General features: G+C 64.6%; 14 protein-coding genes. 5 read left to right on the top strand and 9 right to left on the bottom strand.

Annotated features, from left to right (window positions below):
* Positions 1-83: 83 nt before the first annotated feature.
* Entirely contained in the window at positions 84-503 is a 420-nt protein-coding gene (locus NG1_RS21000; protein WP_062973320.1) for an ATP-binding protein, read from the bottom strand.
* A gap of 193 nt (positions 504-696) precedes the next feature.
* Here NG1_RS21000 and NG1_RS39060 point away from each other — a divergent pair, with 193 nt between their 5' ends.
* Positions 697-1,182, top strand: a complete 486-nt coding sequence (locus tag NG1_RS39060) for an ATP dependent DNA ligase (RefSeq protein ID WP_062973322.1) — start codon at positions 697-699, stop codon at positions 1,180-1,182.
* Positions 1,183-1,184: 2 nt separating this feature from the next.
* Here the strand turns inward: NG1_RS39060 and NG1_RS21010 are convergent, their stop codons facing one another.
* Both NG1_RS21010 and NG1_RS36815 read right to left on the bottom strand, forming a co-directional pair.
* On the bottom strand, positions 1,185-1,481 hold the full coding sequence (locus NG1_RS21010; protein ID WP_157114148.1) for a hypothetical protein: 297 nt from the start codon (positions 1,479-1,481) through the stop codon (positions 1,185-1,187).
* A 1,857-nt stretch (positions 1,482-3,338) separates the two neighbouring features.
* Positions 3,339-3,515: a hypothetical protein gene (locus NG1_RS36815; RefSeq protein WP_157114149.1), complete on the bottom strand. Its 177-nt coding sequence runs from the start codon at positions 3,513-3,515 to the stop codon at positions 3,339-3,341.
* 159 nt (positions 3,516-3,674) lie between these two features.
* Here NG1_RS36815 and NG1_RS21015 point away from each other — a divergent pair, with 159 nt between their 5' ends.
* Positions 3,675-4,418, top strand: a complete 744-nt coding sequence (locus NG1_RS21015; RefSeq protein ID WP_062973324.1) for a helix-turn-helix domain-containing protein — start codon at positions 3,675-3,677, stop codon at positions 4,416-4,418.
* A 360-nt stretch (positions 4,419-4,778) separates the two neighbouring features.
* Positions 4,779-5,237: an integrase core domain-containing protein gene (locus tag NG1_RS21020; RefSeq protein ID WP_157114150.1), complete on the top strand. Its 459-nt coding sequence runs from the start codon at positions 4,779-4,781 to the stop codon at positions 5,235-5,237.
* 106 nt (positions 5,238-5,343) lie between these two features.
* On the opposite strand, the gene NG1_RS21025 is transcribed toward NG1_RS21020, so the two are convergent.
* From NG1_RS21025 to NG1_RS21050, 6 genes are all read right to left on the bottom strand, one after another.
* Positions 5,344-7,704, bottom strand: a complete 2,361-nt coding sequence (locus tag NG1_RS21025; protein WP_062973327.1) for an ATP-binding protein — start codon at positions 7,702-7,704, stop codon at positions 5,344-5,346.
* The gene (locus NG1_RS21030; protein WP_157114151.1) at positions 7,701-11,000 is read right to left on the bottom strand and encodes a phospholipase D-like domain-containing protein; all 3,300 of its coding nucleotides are present in this window, start codon (positions 10,998-11,000) and stop codon (positions 7,701-7,703) included. The genes NG1_RS21025 and NG1_RS21030 overlap by 4 nt, the downstream gene beginning before the upstream one ends.
* A complete protein-coding gene (locus NG1_RS21035) occupies positions 10,997-14,665 on the bottom strand; it encodes an AAA domain-containing protein (RefSeq protein ID WP_062973333.1) in 3,669 nt (1,222 codons plus the stop codon). The genes NG1_RS21030 and NG1_RS21035 overlap by 4 nt, the downstream gene beginning before the upstream one ends.
* Positions 14,662-18,492, bottom strand: a complete 3,831-nt coding sequence (locus tag NG1_RS21040) for a WD40 repeat domain-containing protein (RefSeq protein ID WP_084499076.1) — start codon at positions 18,490-18,492, stop codon at positions 14,662-14,664. The genes NG1_RS21035 and NG1_RS21040 overlap by 4 nt, the downstream gene beginning before the upstream one ends.
* Positions 18,489-19,898, bottom strand: coding sequence for an esterase/lipase family protein (locus NG1_RS21045; protein WP_062973338.1), 1,410 nt, complete (start codon positions 19,896-19,898; stop codon positions 18,489-18,491). The genes NG1_RS21040 and NG1_RS21045 overlap by 4 nt, the downstream gene beginning before the upstream one ends.
* 343 nt (positions 19,899-20,241) lie before the next feature.
* Positions 20,242-20,565, bottom strand: a complete 324-nt coding sequence (locus NG1_RS21050) for a CU044_2847 family protein (protein WP_157114153.1) — start codon at positions 20,563-20,565, stop codon at positions 20,242-20,244.
* Positions 20,566-21,117: 552 nt separating this feature from the next.
* On the opposite strand from NG1_RS21050, the gene NG1_RS37880 reads away from it, so the two are divergent.
* Positions 21,118-21,558 (top strand): hypothetical protein, encoded by a 441-nt coding sequence (locus NG1_RS37880; protein WP_210750508.1) that lies wholly within the window; start codon positions 21,118-21,120, stop codon positions 21,556-21,558.
* On the top strand, positions 21,555-22,283 hold the full coding sequence (locus NG1_RS37885; protein ID WP_210750507.1) for a transposase: 729 nt from the start codon (positions 21,555-21,557) through the stop codon (positions 22,281-22,283). Before NG1_RS37880 ends, NG1_RS37885 begins: the two co-directional genes overlap by 4 nt.
* The last annotated feature ends 106 nt before the right edge of the window (positions 22,284-22,389 follow it).

Below are 22,389 nucleotides of genomic sequence, written 5' to 3' on the forward strand. Positions count from 1 at the left end.
AAGACCAGCTCGCCGAAGCCCTCGAACTCAACGCCGCACTCTCCCACCAAGACCCACCCGCACCGGACCCCGACAGCTGAACCTCACCAGCCGCCACACCGGCCGCCGAGTTCGGCCCACACCGTCTTGCCGCCCCCGTGGTAGTCGACACCCCACCAGGTGGCGAGTTGGTCGACCAGGATCAACCCGCGCCCACCGGTGTGATCCGGTCGGCGGATCCGCGCTTGCGCGGGTGAAGCGTCGTCGACCTCCACACGAAACCGGTCGTGGCCGGCCACGATCAACCGGCAGCACCACGGCGCGCGGGCATGCACGACAGCGTTGCAGGCCAATTCATCACACACCTGCACCGCGTCCTCGACCACGAGATCGGCCAGCGGCTCGAGCAGGCGCCGCGCCGCGGCCCGCACCTGCCCCAACGACACCGCCTCGAGGTCCAACTCGACAACGGCGACGTCCCCGCCTTGACCTGTGCGTGCCGGATTCAATGTCGAAGCGCCCACCCTGCACCCCTCCTCCCGCTCGAACGGGTGCCCCCACCTTCCGCGGGGACAGCCCTACCTCAGCCACGACATACCCTCACCGCGCTCCCGCGAAAACCACCCCCTCCACCACGCACCACAGCAGCGTGATTCGCGGCGACAGGGCTTGCGGGAGGTCGTTGATGGGTCGGGACATCGACAGCTGTGGCATCGAGTGCTGTCCGGTCGGTTCCTGAACACCGGCCCAAAGCCGCCGGAATCGTCAGACCAGCTCCGCCTGAGCGGTGACTCCCCGTTCGAGCGAACGTCCAGAATACGCCACAACCAACCGGACCTCTGTGCATACGACGAGTCGGACCGTTTGGTCTACGTCGGGCACGTCGGCACCGGCTTCACCATGGCTGCGCGCCGGGCACTGCTCGAACAGTCGAAGGCCTTGGCCACGCCCGACAGCCCGTTCGAGCGGTCGGCACCATCCTGGCCGATGACGGCGGCGCGCTGGGTGAGACCACAGCTGGTGGGCACCGTCGAATATCGAGAGTTTGTCGGCGCGCTACGGCATCCGAGCTGGCGCGGATTGCGCGCTGAGATCGATCCCACCGAGGTGCGGCTACCGACTCGAGACGTGAACTCCCCCGGGCGTAAAGCTGTCATGGCCGGCCTGGCCGTCCCTCGACGAGCCTGTCGTCGAACCCGGTGAGATCAGGCGTTGGCGTAGCCACCGGCATTCCACACCAGCCAGCGAAAGTGCTGCGGGGCGAAGGCCTGGTGAGCGGGAACGCCCGGTGCCGGAGAGTGAGGCCAGAACGCTACACCGCACCGATGGCAGTAGAAACCGGCCTGCCACACCGCATGCGCGTTGGGACGCCCCCGTGCGATGCGGCCGTTGCGGCGGATACGGCACACGGCGACGGTGAGCAGGACAGCGCCAGGCGCCGCCAACGCCCCGAGGAACATGACCATGGCCAGGGCAGCAACCCCGTGCGATACCCCGGGCACGGGATGCGCGATCCCATCGATCGCTGGAACGATCCCTGACATCGCTGGAACGAGCAGCACCAGTGCGAAGAAGGTCAGCCACCCAGCGGGTGTACGGCCGGGCTCGCGGGCAAGGCTGTGGGCGAGTGCTGTGGTGTGGGTGCGGTCGACGGTGGCAGTGCGGACCCGTCAGATCGACATTCATACGGGCAACCCCCTCCCAAGCCGTTGCGCTGTAGCGGCGCGTCAGTGGTGCTGGTACCTGCAACGAAAGCGCTGTGGGGTATCCAATACCCTCCGCCGTCTGCTGTCGAGAGCTATCCGTGAGCTTCTGCATCGACAAGTCCCTTCCGTCATCGGCTGATGAGTTGATTCGAGTGGCGGTGGCCGTGGTCTGCACTGGTCAGCGCTGTGAACGGGTGTTCGACTGGTGAGGGGGTGAAGCGATGGTCGCGGGCCCGGCCCGTCAGCCCGAACCCCGCAGCATGTGCCGCCTCGACCTGCCGGCCCTGCGCCGAAATGGCGGCGCGTACAGGGGGTGGCCATCGGATCGGCCCAGGGCTGGCGGCACTAGGCGCAGGCCGGTCCCGGTGACGCATCTGACCTCAGTTAGCCGGACGGAAAAGATCCGGGGGGGCAGGTCTAGCGCACACCAAGGGGCCGCCCTTCGTAGGGTCAATCGCCCGCATTAGACGCGGGAGATGACCGGTGACGCGGTCACAGATACACATCTCCTGGCCAATAATTCGCCAGGTGACGGGTCACCAGGAACGTGTATGTTTACGTATTGAAACGTACCCATCCGGCTAGGAAGTCGCTGGTCAACAAGTGTGCTCCCCGCGCCTGCGGGGATGAGCCCGTGCTGCGGATCTTCAAGGCGGGCAAGGAGAAGTGCTCCCCGCGCCCGCAGGGATGAGCCCCGAGTTGCACGCCCGCGGTGATGAGGTCCGATGTGCTCCCCGCGCCCGCGGGGATGACCCCCGCGAAATCGACCTGCTGCCCATGTCGATTCGTGCTCCCGCGCCCGCGGGGATGATCCCGCGACGTGCTCGCCGTCGTCGAAGACGGTGTGGTGCTCCCCGCGCCGGCGGGGGATGAGCCAGGTCCGGCGGACCGGGCAAGGGCGAAGCGGTGTGCTCCCGCGTCTGCGGGGATGAGCCCTCGAAAAGGCGCTGGCGTCCAGCGCGGACGTGGTGCTCCCTGCACACGCGGGATGAGCGCGGAGCGCTGAGCGACCAAGTGATTGTGGGTGGTGGCCATGAGGACGCTGGGCAGAGCCACTGCCTTCCCTGTCAGTGCGGCGTTAGCGACCTCACGCCCGCCGTGCCTGCCGAACACGTCCCGGATCTCCTCGCGTTCGCGCAAACCGCCGACCATATTGTTGAAACCGCTCTGCAGTTCCCCCCGTTCGGTGCCGTCGTAGACGGCGAGCTCTAGATCGAATTCGCCCTTCTCCACCTCGCGCATCGCCCGGCGCACACCATTGATCGGGGCGACGATCGCGGCCAGCGTCTGCGTCATCAGCAGCAAGCCGATCAGCAGGGACGCACCGCCCAGCGACAGCACGCCCACTGCCAACCGGGCCGTGCTCACATCGTCGGTGCACAACAAAGATCGCCAGAAAACGCCGATTCCGCTGCGGGAGCGTGACTTCCGCGCCGGGAGCGCCCGCGAGATCGCCGGCCGCAACGCGAATTCGATGCTCTTGTGATCTGCCGAATGCCCAGACCGAGCGGCCGGCGTTCGAGGCTGCTGCTCCTGGTGATGCCGATGAACGTATACCCCAGTCGTCGGGCTACTGCGCGCATCGGGAATTCCAGGGTGTGCATGGTCTTCACCAGATCGGCGCAGACGTAACCCGTTGCAAGCGGCGATGTCTCAGCGTCCATGGGTGTCCCTTGAGCCGCGGCGAACACTGCGGCTCTTACGCTCACAATCGATACGCCGCTTGATGGCAGCGGCAGTGCGTTCCGGCGGGATGCGCTGCGGCCAGTAGGTGATGCCGAAGTAGATAACTGGCGCCGTGACCAGCGCGCCGATGAAAAGGGCGATCACAATCGGCCTCCCGATCGTCGGATTGGTTGGTTCGCACCCGCCGCCGGGGTCTCCGGCGCCCGGCGGCGGGGGCTTGATCAGACAGTGCCGCACCCCGAACGCCTGAAGTACCAAACTTTTTCGTACTCTCCGCGCCTTGATAGGAGTTGAATAGGTGAGGTGAAAGGACACCGTGGCAGCGACGGCGGGATCGGTGCGCGCGTCGCGGAGATACGCAGGCTGGGTGGGCTAACTCAGAAGGAACTCGCCGAACGGGCCAATATCTCCGTCGGCCTGATCCGGTCGGTCGAACAGGGCCGCGCACCAGCCACGCCGACGTTCCTGGGTGCGGTGTCGAAAGCACTGCGGGTGAGGGTCCCCGATCTCACCGGACAGCCGTACATGCCCGCTGCCGGCCCCGATATGGAAGTACACGCCGCGATCTCGGTCCTGCGCGCCGAGATGGCCGCATACGACCTCGATAACACCGCTATCCGTGAGCCCCGTTCGCTGCAACAGATCAGTGGGGAAGTGGACCGGATATGCCGATACCGGCGCAATGCGTCGTTTCATCGGCTGGGGGAGGAGCTTCCGCCGCTGCTGGGTGAAGTCCGGGCAGTCGTCCACCGCACTACCGGCGAGGTGCGCGACCGCGCGCTGGTCATGATGTGCGAGCTGTACTACTCGGCGCACAGTCTCGCGCACAAACTCGGATACGCCGATCTGGCCGCGCTCGCCGTCGACCGGCTCGCTTGGGCCGCCCGCGAGTCCGGGGACCAGTTGTGGACCGCGACCAGCCAGTTCCAGCGAGCCGCTACTCACCTCCGGCGGCGACTGGACCGCGGCCCTGAACTTCCTCGAGCGCTGCCGCAGCGACATCGAACCCCGCCTCGACGTCGGACGAGGTGTCGACGTCCACCGTAGAGCGAGCGTTGCGGCGACGAGGTTTGCTGTTGCCGCGTGGTTACCGCGCCGATCGCAAGTCGTGGGCGATGCTGCGGCGCAAGGTGTTCCACGATCCACCACAGAACGAAACCGGGTGTGGCAGACCGACTTTTCGGAGTTCGAGACGACCGGTGGCGGATCTGGCGAATTTGCGCGGTGATCGACTACGCGACCAAGTACTGCCTGGCGATTACCGTGACTTTGACGGCCCGCGGTGCCGATGCACTGGCCCTGCCTGCGGCTCGCGGTCATTGAGGCCGAGCGGATTCTCGATGTGGACGACCTGCGTGCCGATCGGGGTTGGCCGAGATTGTCGGGCCGGCCGGGGAGGTGCTCGGTATGGCGCCCGTGCCGATCGCGGTGGTGTCGGACAACGGCCCGTGCTTTCGCGGGGAGGTGTTCAAGACCGCGTTCGCCGGACCGGACCCGCTGCTGCGACACGTCCGCACGCGGGTGCGGTCACCCCAGACCAACGGTGTGATCGAAAGTTGGTTCGGCACCTTGAAGTACGAGCATCCGTTCCGTGGCGTGATCGCCGACGGCGACGCGCTGGACATGGAGGTTCACCGATTCCGGGTCAACTACAACACGATCAGGCCGCATCAGGCGCTCGGTGATCGAACCCCTGTTGCGGCCTACACCGGCGATTACCGGCGGAAGAACACCTCGATAAGCGGCATGGGCGCTCACTCTACTGAACTTCTGCCAGCGTGGTGCTGGTTCGACCGGCCCTGGAGTTCCACTCCGCAGCTGCGAGCCCTCTCTCCCCCCGGATGTTCACTCCACTCGCTGGGGTGATCGAGCGGGCTCCTGAGGGAGACATCGACGGAGGCGATGCAGGAACTCGAACGACGTCCGTCGAACACCGGCCACACGCGCACGCTCGCCGACTGCCCGTGGACGATCAGGACCGCGCAGGCAAAATCAAGGTGAAGTGTGCTCCCTTGAAGATCGGGTGACCGCCGGATCGATCGGCCACTTCTAATTCTCCTTCGACTGCTTCGGTGATCCGACGGGCGAGGTGCAAACCTGTTCCCCGGTTCTCGCCGCGGGTCGAGAACCCGCGACGGAAGACCTGCGCGGTGCGCTTGACAGCAGAATCGAGACCGGGCCCGTCATCGAAGACGTCGATGAGAACGTCGGCCTCGACGGTTCGCGCCGAGAGGAAGATCTTGCCCGCTCGCTCGGTAGCGTCGAGCGCATTGTCCAGAAGTACGTAGAGCAGGGTGATCAGGACACGTTCCGGTACGGCCACCAGCACACCTTCGGGTATCTCAAGGACGAACTCGGCCACGGGAAAACTTCGACGGGCGATGGCTGCTAGTTCATAAGCGATCTCGGCGAGATCGCTGAATCCGGAAAGTTCCGCGGCCGTCGCGATCAACTCGTGCGGCTCGGCGTTCAAGTCCATCCTGTGGGCGGGTTCGACGTCGGTTTGCGCGACAGTTGTATAGACTGGCCAGTCCTTGCTCAGCGCGTATCGATGAGCGGACCATGCCTGCGGGGTTGTCGGTTGTTCGCCCGGCTCGTCTAGGAGCGAGGCGCTCAGTTCGCGCGCACACTCCACTAACCGACGCTCGGCCAGCCTACGGAGTCCGGCGAGTACACCCAGTGGGCGCAGAGTCACCGCATTCTCGTCGGAGTCGGCCACAAACCATTGCGCGCGTAACTGGTCGAAAGCGTCGACCAGTATTCGCTCCCACTCGGCCTCCTCGCCTGCTGGACTGAGGACCGCGGCGACGACCAGTGAGTCGAGGGTCAGCGCGTCGCCGGGAGGCGCCGCGACCAAGGCAGCCCAGAAAGCGGCTCGACTCCCGGGTGCCGGGCAGTCCCGCAGTACAACGTTCTCGACTCCGACCAAGTTGCGTTCGAGGAACGGCGAACCACCGATCGGGACGGCCGTGCCCTTTTTCGCGGTGACGTCGTCCACGAGATTCATCAGAAGCGTGTACAACACCGGTCCGTCGTCACCGGCCTGGAACTGGAGATCTTCGGCAGTCGCCGAGCCGCCTACTCCGCTCAGTGTGCACAACCAACTCAGCAAGTGCCACTGGCGCTGCGGGTCTTCAGTGAGCAGACGCGTCAGGTCGGCGGGGTTGCCCGCGCCGAGAGCCGAGAGCGGCCATTGCCGACAGACGATTTTGGCCAAGCCGATCGCCCGAGCCGTCGACGGCAGTGTCACCAGCCGTAGCAGGTCGACCATGGTCAGCGCGGCGGCACCGGTTCGAAACCCGCCGCCGGCTCCGAGATCAGGGCCGACGGCCACATAGTTGTCAACGCCGGGCAACGGCGGGGCGGTCTGCACACCTGGCGGTAGCATTAGCAGATTCACGCTCGCCGTCGCGCTGAAGGCGGTCAGCGGTTTTTCCTGGAACAGGGAGACTGAGCTGAGCCAGCCGTGTGCGAACTCGTGTACCACGGGTGCGGGTGTGTCTTCGATGAGGAATTTCTCCAGCGCGCCCGCGAAGTCCGCGGCCGCTTCCGGGCCACCGCCACCAAGTGCCTCCGCAGCCTCGACGAGGTCCTGCGCCGTGCTGTCCATGGCCCGCCAGGCGCTGAACTCGGGCGGTCGTCGCCGGACCGGATCGACGTGCCAGCTGAGCACCTCCGACGCCGGCTCGGACCATCGCCAAGTCGGCAGCGCTGGCTGCGCCTCCGGCACGAGAAGGTAGTCTGTCCCGTTCTCCAGCACCCGCTGGGCGATGGTCAGCCGACCCGCCGCAATGAGCGAGTCGACAGCGCCGCGCAGTCGGGGAGCGGTGCCTCCGGAGTTGTTTCGCGCCGTGAGGTCGCGGCCCAAGGAGTCGATCTGTCGCGAGATGTGCTCGTGATGCTCGTCGAGGATCGTACTGACAGCAGGCCACGACACTCGGCTCATCTCTTCTAAGTTCGTCGCGTCGACCTCGAACGGGACGTCTGCGGCGGCCGCCGCGGCGGTGAGGGTACGCAGCTGGGCGGTGAGTTCGTTCAAGCGTTGGGCTCGCCAGGACTCCAGATCACCGAAGCGCTTGCGTACTTGGGCCGAGACAGCGTCGGATTCGGCGAGCAACGTCTCGGCCAGTCGGAACTCGCCCTCGTGCACGAACTGCTCCAAGACCTGGTCGACGGTGCGGTCGGCGGCGATGCCTTCGAGCAGACACCGTGCCAGATCGGCCAGCGTCTCGTCACCGTGCAACCGGCGGACAAGTTCGGCGTGTCGGAACCGGCCAGGCCAGACGGGAAGCAACGCCTCCGGCCAGCTCGGCGATCCATGATCATCGATCATGGTTGCTCCTTGACCCAAGTCGTTATCGGGCCGAGGACAGCGAGCAGCCCCATCGCGGGCAACTCGTAGGGCCTGCCGACCTGCCGGGCTTCCATATACAGCTCTTCCCAGTTTTCATCGAGGTACTTGCCGAGCTCCATGGTCTCGGCGAGACCATAGTCATCGAAGCGGTGATCGATCTGGTTTTCCACCGATGCCGCAGCCACGGAGCGGAGGTCGACCACCAGAGCTTCAACCTTCCGCAGGAAATTGACCTGCCGGAGCCATTCCATCGGTTCGGCGCCAGCCTGGGCGATCACGCCGTTGAGGTATCGCCGGACGTCATGCGGCAAGCGAGGGGCCAACTTCTGACATTCCACAGCCCCGCTGCGAGCTGCCTCCCGAGCTTCTCGCAGCAGCCCCCCAGGCTGGAACAGCGCACGGTGCAGCGTCACACCTGTGGTGAAGTTGAACCGGTTTCGCAACGCCTCGATCCGGTCGATGGACCGAACGATCGCCGAACGTCTGTCCGTCAGAACGCGTGCCGTCTCGACCCTGTCTTGAGCTGCGGAGAACCGCGACAAGAGCAAGGGGGCGGCGTCGAATGATTCAACACGCGTACAGAAGTCCCGCCAAGCGGGCGAGAGATCGCCCGACAGCAAGCCGAGCGTCGCACGGTGATCCAGTTGACCGCGAACCAGGACTTCACAGGCGAGCGCCGCCGCACCGGCCATCTCCGCACCGCGGGAGTCGCCGAGATCGAATACGGCGGCGGTCATATCCTCGGTCAGCGGACCGACTTCCAGTGCTGCGGACAGCAACGCGGCGGCCCGCAGCGCACGGTCCGGAGAAAGTACGACCTCGTCGGACACCTCAGGTTCCCACCGGGACAGCAGTGCGGCTTCGACGTACGCCTCGCGTGACCACGCGTCCTCGATCAGCCAGCCGAGCCAGGTTTCGTCCTGTTCTGGGGAGCCGATGCCCGCGTGAAGGGCGGCTGCGGCGAGTCGGCGGAGATCGTGGGCGGGCACCTGACTGTCCCGCCAGCTGGACAGCACATCGAGCGGCTGCGCATAGGCACGCAGACGAGCGACGGCGACCTTGCCAAAATCCTGCGCCGGCGCAGAACGGGCCTCAAGGAGCACAGAGATGCCCGCACCCGCGCTCGGTATCACCACGGGCGACTCGGGCGTATCCGCGGCTTCCGACTGCTGGTCCCGCGCCTTGCGGGTTCCGAGCAGATCGGCGAGTTCGGCAGCCAGGGGCTCGTGCCTGATATGCACACCCAAGCTGGAGATCCGTCGCCCGGCACCTCCGGCGTGGCGATCGTCGAATGGAGAGAAGCTCCCGAGAACGACCCGATCGTCGATGATGAGAAGGCGTCCGCCGGTCTGGCGGTGGCGTACCGAGATCGAGTTGGCTCCGCGTGCGAGGCCGGCGAACTCTTGCATACTCGGTTCGGACACCGGCGGGGGCGGATGCACCACGTGAACAACCGCGCCGGCGGCGCTGCGTTCCCTGAGATTGCGGGCGATGGCGGGACCGGTGCTGCGCGGACTCAAGCGATCATCGCCGACGACCAAGCGGTACTGCGCGCCCCGCAATCCCTCCCACAACAGTGTCCGATGCTCGGCGTCCCGCACGATCTCCACCGCGGCCACCTTGGCCATGAGCTGCCGCCTAACTTCTGTCAGTCCCGCGTACATGTCCTTCCACCCTGCGGCCCACAATGCCAGCGACGTCTCGTCGACGTCGGCGGCGGTGAAGTCACTCATCGGGTGGTCGGGCCGGTCGGGCCGGCGCGGGGTCACGGCAGCCGAATCCACGCCGACATTCGTCGGCTCTGAGCTTCTCGCGTCCGTGAGTTCGATCCGCTGGGCGAGTACCCAGGGATCGAACTCCCGCTTCACCCACCGGAGGAGTTCAACGACTGCAGCTGGCACGTCGGGCCCTTTCTCGGAGGGCTCGATCAGCATCGAGACTTCGGTCGTCTCCGGTCCGCGATATCCCAGGCTCGAATGTGAGCTGACGATAGCTCGGCGGTCGTCCTGGATCACCACGCACGCTTCGGTCTTCGCGCTCTTGGGGTTGCGCAGCAACCGTGCGCCACGCCGCACGAACAGTTCGTCCAACAGATTCTCGACCTGCGGGTTGAGTCGATCGTTCGGCAACCGACCCCAGACGAAGACCACTTGGACTCCGCGGTCGAGTGCTCGCCGCAGACCCGGCTGGAAGTGGCGGATCTTGGCGGGATCAGGATCGGGCACCACCAAGACAAGCTGACGGCGGGCAGCGTCGATGAGATCATCGATCGTCCAGGTGTGCCCCTCGGGCCTCGTGACCAGGCTGACGTTCGCCTGCGCGCGGCGTATGTGCTCCAGACGCTCATCGATCTGTGCCGCCCACTCGGACAGCCGCTTGTGCCGTTCCTGGACTTGGTCGAGTTCGATCTTCTCGATGTCGGTGAGTTTTCGCTCCATTCGCCTGAACAGGTCGTTCAGATCTGCCGGTGGTTCGCGCGCGATATATGCGAGCGCCGACACCGATTGCACCACGGGGTGTCTCGGCTCCTCGGCCGCCAGCTCGTTGAAGTAGGAGTTGAGCCGTCGCTGAGTCCGCAGATTCCATCCCGCTGTCGCACTGGTGGTGATCTGAATTCGGCTGTTGTCGGGATCGCGCCGAACCTCGGCCTCAACCTCCAGCCACACTATTCGCTCGGCGCGCTGCAAGGCGGGGGAGCCGAATCCGACGCTCAGAACATTGACACGGCCGCGGCGTTGGCGTTCGCTACGCAGGGCGGACTGCACACTGCTCACGAGCTCGTCGGGAGGGATGTCGGAGACCTTGAGCTGAGGTCTAAACGGAAAACGGATGCTCGTTTCCGACGCTCGGCCTCGCCCGTGAAAAGTGGACAGGATCATCCCGGTCACCGGCTCGAAGAGGAATTCTCGGGTCTGGAGCTGGCCTTCGGACACGAGCGACTGCTGGCGAATGATCTTCGCCCGGGCCACTTCGGCCAGCTCGATGCCGCCGTTCTCGAAGTCGACGGTGAGATGGCCCTTGTTCCACAGCGTTCCGATGACTTCCATCACGACTCGCTGAGGCAAACAGAGCAATGTGGTCAGATAGCTCATGGTGGCCTGGGCTCGATCCTGTTCACGCGCCGGAATCGGCGCATCGAGCGAGCGTTTCTGTCCGGCGGCCGAGATGCCGCGTGCGACGAGGTCCTCGAGCGGAGTCACGCCCTCGGCAGGGCCGACCAGCACATCGAGCTTGAGCACCCTGCACGGCAGGGCGAGGGTGACGGGGGTGATCATGACCACTCCTCCGAACGGACGCGAGTGCCGAATAGCTCTACGAGCGAGGTGATGTCACGCCATGACTGGCCGCCGTTGTCGCGGAAGTGCTCGAAGCGGCCGACCAGGACGAGCAGCCGCTTCGCCCGGGAGAGCAGGACGTTGGCGACTTCGTCCTTGCCCACATGACCGACATTCTGCCGGGGATTGTCTGCGACGCGCGTGGTGCGCACCAGGGAAACGATCACTCGGTCCGCCTCCCGTCCCTGGAAGGAGTGGACGGTGAACACCCTGTCGGTGAGATTCCCGCGCATCTGGAGTTTATCGAGCTGCTTCGCATAGGGCGTCAGGATCGCCAGGCTGCCCGGGCCGTCGCCGCCGGGTGCTGCGGACACCGGGCGCAACTTGTCGACCATGCGGTCGATCAAGTCCACCTCCCCATCATTGGACCACATGGGCAGGTCGTGGCAGCCCGGGACGTCCTCGGTGTCGATCCAGACCAAGGGCCGGTCCCGCAGGTAGCGCGGCATGTTCACTCCGTGGGGCACGCTCGCCGAGGGATGCGATTCCAAGAAGCTCGTCCACAGGCCATCGGCGTCCAACTGGGCGGGCTCGGTTCGGTAGAAGACGCGACGTACGGGCTCGGCGATGTTTCGATGCATGCGAAATTGCATCTCCAACTTGCCCAGCCCCTCTGTCCGGTCGGCCAATTCCTCGGTGACCGTCAGCGGGTGTGCCTCGTCGTCGGCCACCGCGGGTTCGAAGAGACTTCTGAACAGATTGAGCACCCCCAACCTGTCTCGCTTGGCCACGTAGTGCAGTTTCACTTCGTCGGTCGTATGGTTTCGCAGGCCCTCGAGGAACGCTTCGACTTCGTCGCTGCGATGCGCGCCCAACTGCCGGTGGTCGCCGATCAGTGTCCATCGGGTGCCGAGCGTCAACGGCACGACGAGTTCGGTCGGCCAAGCCTTAGCTGCTTCTTCGACGACCACCCAGTCGAAACTCTCGGTGATATCCGTGGAATCGCTGAGTGCGTCCGCCGCGACCGAGCATGTGGCCAGTACAACGCTGGCCCCATTACGGATCCGATCGGAGAGTTCGAACTGGTCGGAATGCACGCAGTCCAGCCACTCCTGCGAAATCCGCCGCTCCTCGTCGCTGAGCCGCCTGCCGAGTTCGGGGTCGGCCTCTCCCTTTGCGTGTCGTTCCAGTCGTGCCTGGAGAGTGTTGACGACCTTCTTGTAGTTTCGCTCCGACAGCTTGTCGAGGGTGAACGGCTTCACAGCATCCGAGACAGCATCCTCCCCGCGCTGGCTCCGCTCGCGAAGGATGATGTAGTCATCCGGGAGCAGTTTGATGAGGCGCTCGGCGAGATTGTCCAGCGCGTAGTTTGATTGCGCGCTCACGAGCACCTTGGCTCCGCGCTCATTGGCCAGGAACAACTTCAAGGCATTCGCGACCGCCGTGGTCTTACCGCTGCCCGGTGGCCCCTGTAGCGCGTAGAACGGCAAACGAGACAGCATGGCCAGAATGACCTGAGGACTGTTCCCCTGGAGGTTCCCTTCGGGGTCCACATCCCAGTCCTGTTGGCCGATTTCCATCGGCCGCGGCCGACGCAATTCGCTGATCAGCGTCGGCTGGCTCTCCAGGGCTTGACGTGCCCGTAGTTGTCGACTGAGGTGCGGCCGCGACCCACTGTCCTCGGCCGGCCGTACCCAGCCGCGGCGCGGCACGTGCACCCCGGGTTTGACCCGGACTGTGATGGTGTTTTCGTCTCGGCGTCCGGCGAACTGCACCGTGTTGGAACTCCCGGTGAAGCCTGGAAACTCCAGCTTCCCGTCGAGGGAGAGGTCGGTCCACGCCTGGCCCTCGTCCAGAGTTTCCAGGAAGTTGCCCAGCGGCGGTCGACGGCGTTCGTCCGAGCAGTAGGCGGTCATCAGCGCGTTGCGTTGCCGCCACTCGTCGTCCCTGCTTTCATCGAGCCGGAGCTCGACCAGGGGACCACCGAGATCGTATGCTTGATATGGATAAGTCCGGGCGTCGAGGACCGCTCGCTGATAATCCAGCAAAAAGTCCATCGACTGCAAGAACTTCTCGTTCTCAGGATCACGCAGCCGACTCCGGTTGACGCTGTTGGTCAGCGGTTCCCAGGAAGGTCGGCCGATCCGCTTCTCCCTGATCGACTGTTGGGGGAAGAAGGCGATCAGGTCGATGGCGGGAACCTTGCGCCGCGGCTGGGCGGTGTAGATTTCCTTGGCGTAGATGTGCTCCCGTAGGTACTTGACGACCAGGGTGTCTTTGAAGGTCTCCCGGATGGATCCGTCGAATCTCTTGTCACGAAGGAATGCGCAGAACCATACGGCTCGTTGTCCGATCAGCACCCACTCCGCCTCGCGCAGCACATCCGAAGGTCCAGTCGCGTAGCCCTCCGCGCCCGTGAGCGAATGCACCAGGTAGGCCTCCTGGAACTCTCGCTGATAGAAGGTTTTCAGCTCGTCGCGGCCCGCCGCGTCCCGCGGGCTGCGGGAGATCCATCCCCGCTCCTTGTAGATGGTGTCCGCGGACTCGTCCGGCATGAAAGCGACCAGATACGGCTTGGTGATCTTGCCTTCCCAAGTGCTGCGTATGGCGTCCCAGGACCGCTCGACCTTGTTGGCAAGGTTGTGCGAGGACATCCGATTGCCGGGTTTGCCCGCCAGCATGCCGGCGAGCACCGACTTGAGTTCGGCGGGGACATCGGGGGAATCGCGCAGCACTCCGCGCATCGCATCGTGCAGGTCCGCCAGCGCCCGGACGCGTCGCCCCTGCTCGGCTGTAGCCACAGCGGCAAGTTCGTCCGGCAGCTGCTGGGCGATCCCGCCGCAGAACAATTCCCACCCGAAGACACCGAGACCGAAAACGTCGGTGGTCTCCCAGTCTCGGCGACTGCGGTGGCTGTCGTCGAACAGATAGGGATGGATCTCCGGGGCCAGATAGGCGAGATGTCGGGCGCCCGCTTCCGAGTCGAGCCTGGCGCCGTCGATCGGAGACAGATAGAGCTGGCGGGTCATCCAGCGAATCTCATTGACATCCCCGGTCACTGTGCGGCGGATGAGATTGCTGATCAACGCGCTCATCTCGAAACGGCTCAGCGACAGTTGCGGACTAGAGATCCCGTCGTCTCGCCACCGGATCGCCGTAGGCAGCAGCAAACGATGCATCACCCGTGCGCCGTGTAGTCGCTTGAGAGCATCGAGCAGCAGACTGAACTGCTCGAACGCCTCCAGCGGTTTGGCCGCCGCCCAACTCACAACCTCGTCGAGGTCCAGTGCTCCGCCGAGTGATCGGGTGAGCGTGAAAGCGATGCCTTCGCCCGGGCGCTGTTTCGAGGCTTCGATCACCGGCAGTGCGGGATGATCTAGCGCCCGCAGCCGTAGGAGCGACTTCGCCGACCGTTCCCAGAGCTCGCCAGCGAACCCCTCGATTCGATCGAAGATCGTGACATCGTACTGCGCCGAATGGCGCTCCAGCTGGGTGCGGGCCAATACGCCGTTGACCAGCACCTCCACCGAGGTCACATGCTGGAAGCCGGGAAATGGCGAGGCTTCACCACGGCAGAACAGCTGCTCGACCAGTTCGGTGTAGTCCCTGGCCTGTCTGCTCGGGCCGAGCGCGGACCAGGAGGAATGGTCACCTGGGCTGTTCACGTGCAGTTCCCTTTCGCGTGTCCGTGGAGAACGTGGTCCTCCACCTCGATGTCGATCTCCCCATCGCCGAGCGTGACGGTGAAGCGCCGGGTTCCGTCGACGTGAGCCAGCGCTTGGACGGCACTGCCGAAATCCATGTGATGTCGGAGCTCTCCAGACCGCAGGTCCCAGAGACAAACCCGGCCGTCGCCACCCCCGCTCACCAGGATGGTGCGGCCATCGTCCAGCGGCAGTGGCAGCAGCGCGCGAACCCAATCACGATGGCCGTCCAGTGGTGGGCACGCGATCTCACCTGTCTCGGCCTGCCAGGTGTGAATGACGTTGGAGCCACTGGTAGCGACGACCGCCGAGTCCCCATCGATCAGAACGGCGACGCAGCGCGCGTGATTGGCCGCCGAGGGGAGAATCACCTCAGGGTTCGGTGCCAAATGGCATTTCAACTGTCCGGATGGAGTGCGCGTAATGGTGACGGCGTGCGCCTCGGAGGTAACGAGATCCCAGCGTTCGGGCGGCTCGTGTCGGCTACGACCATTCACTCGCGGTGCCGGCGTCGAGTCGGGGGTTGTCGGCGTCCAGAGTTTGACCTTTCCGTCGCGCGAGCCGCTCGCTACGAACGGTGTACCGTCCGGCGATCGGAGCGTGACCAGGTCGGTGATCTCGTCATCGTGACCTGTGAGATCAGGGCCCATGGGATCACCCGATGTTGTACACCACAGTCGAACACGACGATCGACCCCGCCACTGGCGAACACGAGACGGTCGGCATCGTCTTGCAGCACCGCCAGAGCCTTGACCGGGCCGTCGTGAGCGGCGAAATGGCTGAGGGAACACAGGGTATACGCATTCCAGACCGCGACCACACCTTCCGAATCACCAGTCAGGATGAGCCCGGCCTTCTCGGCCACTGCCATCGACTCAAGCGGTGTCCGCCATTGACCTTTTCGGAGGCGTCGACCGTGTGGCAGGCTCCACCGCCGAACAGAGCGGTCGAAGCTGACCGAGACAAGCTCGCGGCCGGCGGCGCGGGCGACAGTCGCTAGACCGGTGATTCGTCCCGCGTGCCCAGCCAATACCTTCGGCCGATCAGCCCCCCTCACATCGTCCGGATTCGCCGACGACACCCGCAGCCTGCCGAGGGTTGTGCCGACGGCGAGCAGCGTCGTGCCATTTTCGAGCCGACACGCCTCGATGGCGCAACCTACACCGCCATCACCACCAGGAAGTTCAGTTGGCTCGAGATCCTCCGCCAGCGGCCACAAACGAATCGGCTGTGCCGCTCCGACCGAGGCAAGTCTCAGCCCGTGGGCGCCGTCCATTGCGGCCAGCGCCAGAATCTCCCCTGCCCGATCGATGTGCGGTGTGAGATCGACCGTACTGCCCTGCCACGGATTCCAGAGGCAAAGGCGACCGTGATCGTTCCCGTAGGCGATGACGGCGCCATCCGCGGTCGTGCAGACGGCGAGGGAGCGGACCGGGATCGACGGACCCAACGAATTCGTCTGATGGGAGGGGTGCCGCAGGAGCCGAGCCCGAGTGATCTGCCAGGCGGCACCGGATCCGGGTTCGACTGTCTCCGAGTGATGACCGGTCTCCTGGGCTAGGCCGAATTGGCGGTATCCGCGTCGGTCGCCGTCGGTGCCGGCCAGAGCCAGATGAGCTGTCCTGCGAAGTGCGAGGACTGACCGCGGCAACTCGTGCGGCGCCAGCCTCCAGCTATCCGCCAAGAGCGTGGGGAGGTCCAGCATGTCGAGGACCTCCGGCGTCTCGCCGAGGGCCGACCAGCCTTGACGCCCTGAGGCGCTGGCGTGCCCGGAGAGGTAGCGGCGCAAGTAAGGAGCGGGATCGGGGACCTCACGGGCGAGATCGATGAGTGCTCGCAGCACGGCCATCCTGGTCTCCGGATCCAGCCGGGCCAGCAACTCGTCGGTGAAGGTACGGTGCACGAGGCGGAAGACGCTGCGTCCGTCCTCGGCATCCAGCATGATGTAAGGACCCGCGTCTCGGAGAATCCGAGTGATGTCGGCTTCGGTGAGGGTCTGCCCGGGGGCGAAGACTTTCGCCACGGTGATCCAGATCCGGTCGGCCCGCGGCAGCCCGCGACCATTTCCGTAGGCAAGGGCGAGGAGGAGGGGCTCGGCGTGCGGATGTGCGCTCACGAGCCGGTGTAGAGCGCGGTGAAAGAGGCCGATGTGGTCCAGCGTCATCATTCGGCGCCGATCCGCGGCGAAGGCGCCGGTGAGCAGTTCGGGTGTCGCCAGCAATTCGGTCACCACGAGCCGAGCACGGAGGAAGTCCCATCCGGCGTCCACCGCCGTCCCGCTCGCCGATCGCTCGATATCGCCGAGCACCTCCAGCAGGTCCAGCGAGGAGACGCCGGCCGCAGCCGAGGATAGCCGGGCAGTGGCGAATTTCAGTATCGCGGCCCGGTCGTCATCGAGCTCCAGGACCGAGACGTCGGAATCGAGCTCCGAAATCGGACGCAACAACGCTAAAAGGTCGTCTCCGTCGACACCGGACCTTGAGAGAGGCCGGGTGGCGAGGACGATCCGTATACGCGGGAGCTTTGCGAGTTGCGCGAGAAGCGTCGCGATCTCCACCGGGTCCCGTGCTTCATCCAGAGCGTCGGCGAACAATGTCAGCGGTATCCGCCGCTCCGCCAGCACGCGGACAAGTTCCCCGGCGCGTTTCGGCGGCGTGAGGTCGGCCGGAATGTCGACTGCGGCCACTGTGGAAAGTCGGGTCACGACGTCATTGGTCGTCGCCCCGATCAGCAGCAATGCGCTGTCGACCGGCGGGATCCGGCGCTCATCTGTCCACCTCTCCTCCAGATTGGGGGCGTGCTCCAGAACGGACCGGAGCGGCGGAATGGTGTGCAGCATCAGATTGGCCAGCAGGGCCGACTTTCCGCTACCGGCGGCGCCCGTCACCACGAACATGCCGGAGCTGTGAGTTTCCAACCAGGCCACAACACCGGAGCGTTCGCTGAACCGACCGACGAAATGGCCGCCGATTTCCAGCAAATCGGTCTTCTGACCGACGACGGTGAGCCGTTCGAGATCGGACTCGGGCAGTTCAGCGAGAACGTCTTTGAGCTCGGGGTAGAAATCGACCGATGTCGTCACGTCAGGCGTCAGGTCGGGACGGGTCATCAGGGTGGATCGACCGAACAATCCCATCGGACGCACGAAACCCGGATCGAGAACTTCCTCCAACTGGTCGGCCAGATCCCTGAGGCTGATCACTTTGTCGTTGGACCAGTAGACCTCGCGGACTTCTTCGAGAGCCCGCCTGAAGGTTCCGAGATAACCTTCTCCGCGATCCTCACCCACGCCGATCAGCAGGATACCGTCTCGAACACGAAGCCTGGCGATTTCCGATTGGATGGTTTCCGCAAACCGAATCCCACCGCAGGACTCGATGATCACAATCGTCCAGTCAGGCGCCTCTCGCATTCGATCTTCGCGGGCGATGTACCAGGCCAGCTGATGCGGGACCAGCCCAATGTCGATCTCGTCGGCAGGTAAGTGGACCACCGCGACGTCGTCGTTGCTCGAACCATGGCTGATCCACAGCAGAACGGAGCAGCGCGACATCTTCGGCTGCGACCATGACTCCAGTCGCGCCAAAGCCGACGCGACAGAACGTTTATCACTCGGTACGTCCCACGGACAGAGCCTCCCTCCCCAGCGGGACAGAATGGCAGCTATTCGGTCGGCCTCGTCGTCTGCCGTCGGTAAATTCCGGAGCCGACTGTATTTGCTGATGACGATCGGAACAACGTCGAAGGTACGGACCGGAGGTGCACTTCCAGCGAGGTTGTCGCTCATGTGTCGCTGCCGTCGGCACAGACCATGACCAGTTTGGTGATCTCGGTACTGCCGACCGATACTCGAACACGGTGTAGCCCAGGGACGTCCAGGTCGGTGAGAACGACGAAAGCGCCCTCGTCACGCCGCCCTCGGACGACAGGTTGCCGGACCACAGCATCGCCGCGAGCGGTGTCCTCCACGGCGCACGTGATGTCCGCCGGACTGTGGTCGGAGCGAATCCGAATCTCGAGCCGCCTGCCCGGAACCACTTCGTCCAGCACCTCAAGGCCGAGCGGTACTTGCTCCGGGCCGTCCCCGAGGACAGTATCCAGATCCGCCGAGTCCCTGATCACCTTCTGCACTATGCGCAGGCACGCCCGATTGGTCCCCAAGGACTCGTGGCGCTGGGCGATCGGCACACCTGGTGCCGCGGCTGTGCGAGCCGAATGATGGAAAACCGTGCCGTCACCACCGAAATCTTCGGTCACGAGTCGGCCGGATTCGCGGATGAGTTCTCCCCGGCCGTTACGCCGATATGCCCAGTTGCGGGTGACGATGTCGCCATGCTTCAGTTCCAGGCTCTGCGATGTCTCCTGTCCGACTCCGATCACCGCTACGTGGCCCGGGAGTTCCCCGTCCGCGATCCGAACGCGACGTTCGAACGCCTGCCTAACGAGGTCCGGCATACCGCCCACACTGACGACATCGGATTCGTGTAGCGCGACGACGTCGTCGCCATCGAGTCGACAGCGGTACCAGGGCAGCAGATCATAGACTCCTGGCATTGTCAGGCAGGCCCGCCGCGTCGCCCCGGAGGACAGCCCACTCTGCGCGTCGTTGCCGCCCGCTAGCATCCGCATTGTCTTCACGGATCCCGCGAACGGAGTCCCAAGCGTCACGACAGCCCGCGTGTCCGGCTGTTCTATTTCCTGTGCGGACATTGCCCACACCAGTAATCCTCCCATTGAGTGGGCTACGAAAACAAGGCGGGGTTCGCGGTCGTCATTTCTGCGGGAACGCAGATCCCGGATCACTTCGTGGTTTCGCCACCGCTGGAGGTGGACTCCCGATTCGCGAGCGAGGATTCTGGCATTGTGCTCGATATCTAGCCGCCAGTCGTAGGCGAAGGAGAAGACGGCATCGGGATGAGGAACCGTTTCGGTAATAGTATTGACCAACCGCTTGTAGGGTTCCATCCCGCCGAATCCGCGCAACCACGACGGCGTCATCAGCAATCCGGTGGGAACAACATGTCCGATCTTTCCGGTCGATTCCAAGTTATCGACTCGAAGCGCGTCGATTCTCGATTCCGGCGCGATCCCGGTCGCATTCGCGAGCGCCATAGGCACCCCCCACACGCTGCGGCGCTCTCCCCCGCCGACGATGCTGAGCGAGCTCCCCATGATGCCCGGCACAATCACCACGGCATCGACGGTGGCGAACTCCCGTGGCGACCGCTCTCGGTTACGAGCTAATTGCATCTTTCCTCCGCTTCTCCGACAAAGAATTTTGACCGCACGAGCGGCAAATACGGGGTAGCTCAGCCAACTGTGCACCGGCCGTCAAGAGACGATAAGGGTCTGCAAAAATGAAACCGGAAGGTCTGAACCTGGCGTCACTTCGCCGGTTTGCGTGGTGAGTATCGCAGGACTCCCTGCGCGCTGTTACACCACTGCGGCACCGCCCGTTCGGGCGGCTCACTCGGCTCGAGTCCCTAAGAGCGTGTCTCATATGGTGAGTATTGCTTTCGCGAGTTTCTCGAGCCGGTCAGCGCGGCCGCGAGGGTTCGGCCGCGGTCGGTTGCGGCTGAAAGGGTTCCGCAGCGCCGGAGGCGGCGATGATGTTGGCTTTCAGCGAGAATCCGGTCCCGAACTCGACCTCCAACCGATCCGGGCGTGTCACCTCACCGAGCTGCCGGATCAGGTACGCCGTAGACGCTGCCGTGGCGATCACCTCCCGCGCCCGCTCCAGCGCGTCCACCGCCACACCAGGACTACCGATACTGGTGGGCTCGGCGTCGGCTACCCGGATGGTCTCGACCAGTACCTCCACGCCGCCGAACTGCGTCGGCGCCACGGGTCGACCGGGCACGGCGAATCACCCCTCATCAGAAACTCGTGAAAACAGTTTTCATCCACGCCGGTGGCGCCCCGAGTCATCCGTACCGGACGAGGCTCACCGTACACGCATCCATGCACCCGTGCCGCAGCATTCACGACAACCGGACACGCCACCGCGCGAAAATTGCAACGTGCAATATGCAGCACGAAAACCACTGGACAGACACGGGATTCAACACATCTGGTCAGCCGACCAGTCTGATCTCTAAACGACCACGGTTTCCGATGGAAGCAATCAGCACAGTCATGACTGGCGATGAGTCCCCGATCGGCCAGTCTTGAACATCCGATAATCGGCTACTTTAGACTGGTGGTAGGGCTTGTTCCCGGCCAGGATCGAGCCCAGGGACCCGCTGGGAAGCTCCGTAATCGGCTGCCCACCAGCATCATCGGTGTGGCTCGCTAATGGCTTGCGCCCCACCGGGTTACCGTGCGGACGTGGCTGGAAAGGGGTCTGCCCTGACTCGAAGTAGCGGTGCCTTACTGCAACGGATACCTCCTCCGTCGATCTGGGAGGATACCGATGTTGGTTATCATCGGCATGGACCCGCACGAGCGCTCGGCCACCATCGAAATCATCGACCCCGCCGCGAAGAACCTCGCGACCGGGCGTTACGGCACTGACACAACTGGATACGGTGAAATGCTCACCACCGCACAACGATTCCCGCAACGAGTGTGGGCGATCGAGGGCTGCAACGGTGTCGGAAGGCATGTGACACACCGGCTGGTGGGCGACGGGGAAACCGTCATCGACGTGCCGGCGAAACTGTCGGCTCAGGTTAGGGTGTTTTGCCACCGGCAACGGCCGCAAAACCGACCCGGCCGACGCGCATTCCGTTCCGTTGACGGCGTGGGAGGGTGCCGAATCTGCGCCGGATACAGGCGGATCCGGAGCTGGTCGCGTTGGGTCTGCTGGTCGATCGTCGTGACGAGTTCGGCTAGGCCTGCACCGAGCTGTTGAACCGTATCCACCGACTACTGCTGGAGTTGGTACCCGGCGGCGCCAAGAAGTTTCTGTCGGCAATGCAGGCCCGCGCCCTGGCCGAAACTGTCGTACCCGGCGATGCCGCGGCCCGGGTCCGCTTGCGGATGGTGAGCGAGCTGATCGACGATCTCGGGGTCATCGACCGAAAAACCAAAGCGGCGGGCAAAGAACTCAAACAACTGGTCCTCGCGCGCGTGTCGACCCTGATGGACCTCCACGGCATTGGCCCCTGCGGCGCGGCACGGCTTCTCGTCGACACCGAGAACATCCACCGTTTCGTGTCCCGGGACCGGTTCGCCTCCTGGAACGGCACCGCACCCCTGGATGCGTCATCGGGAGAACAAAAGCGACACCGGCTTTCCCGGGCCGGCAACCGCAAGATCAATTACGTTCTGCACACCATGGCAGTGGTCCAGCTGCGTTACCCGACACCAGGCCGGGTCTATTACGACACCAAGAAGGCTGCCGGGGAGACCTCCATGGAGGCGATGCGCGCACTCAAACGGCGCCTGTCCAACGCTGTCTACCAGCGAATGCTCGCCGATCAGCGGCAACGAGATACGGCAAGCCCGGGAGGGCACTCGGGGGCGACTTCTGACTCCAGCGCGACCGGCTCTACCCCCCACACCGATCCTTCGGACAAGCCACAACCCGGACTTACCGCCACCCGGTCTAACGGCGAACTCCCAACCGCTTCTTGACATAAAGGGGAGCCATTACCGCGCGTTGACCGCGGTCGCTCCATCCCGGCGTAAACCTCGTGACCAGCGAGATCCTGCCAGGATCTTGACGCAAGACATTGAGGTT

It is taken from the genome of Nocardia gamkensis NBRC 108242, from assembly GCF_001612985.1.
GTDB lineage: Bacteria > Actinomycetota > Actinomycetes > Mycobacteriales > Mycobacteriaceae > Nocardia > Nocardia gamkensis.

Bases quoted from the DNA above. Each gene is read 5' to 3' on its own strand.
- NG1_RS37880 (WP_210750508.1), top strand. From the start codon at position 21,118: ATGTTGGTTATCATCGGCATGGACCCGCACGAGCGCTCGGCCACCATC.
- NG1_RS21020 (WP_157114150.1), top strand. From the start codon at position 4,779: ATGGCGCCCGTGCCGATCGCGGTGGTGTCGGACAACGGCCCGTGCTTT.
- NG1_RS21040 (WP_084499076.1), bottom strand. From the start codon at position 18,492: ATGAGCGACAACCTCGCTGGAAGTGCACCTCCGGTCCGTACCTTCGAC.
- NG1_RS21025 (WP_062973327.1), bottom strand. From the start codon at position 7,704: ATGATCGATGATCATGGATCGCCGAGCTGGCCGGAGGCGTTGCTTCCC.
- NG1_RS21030 (WP_157114151.1), bottom strand. From the start codon at position 11,000: ATGATCACCCCCGTCACCCTCGCCCTGCCGTGCAGGGTGCTCAAGCTC.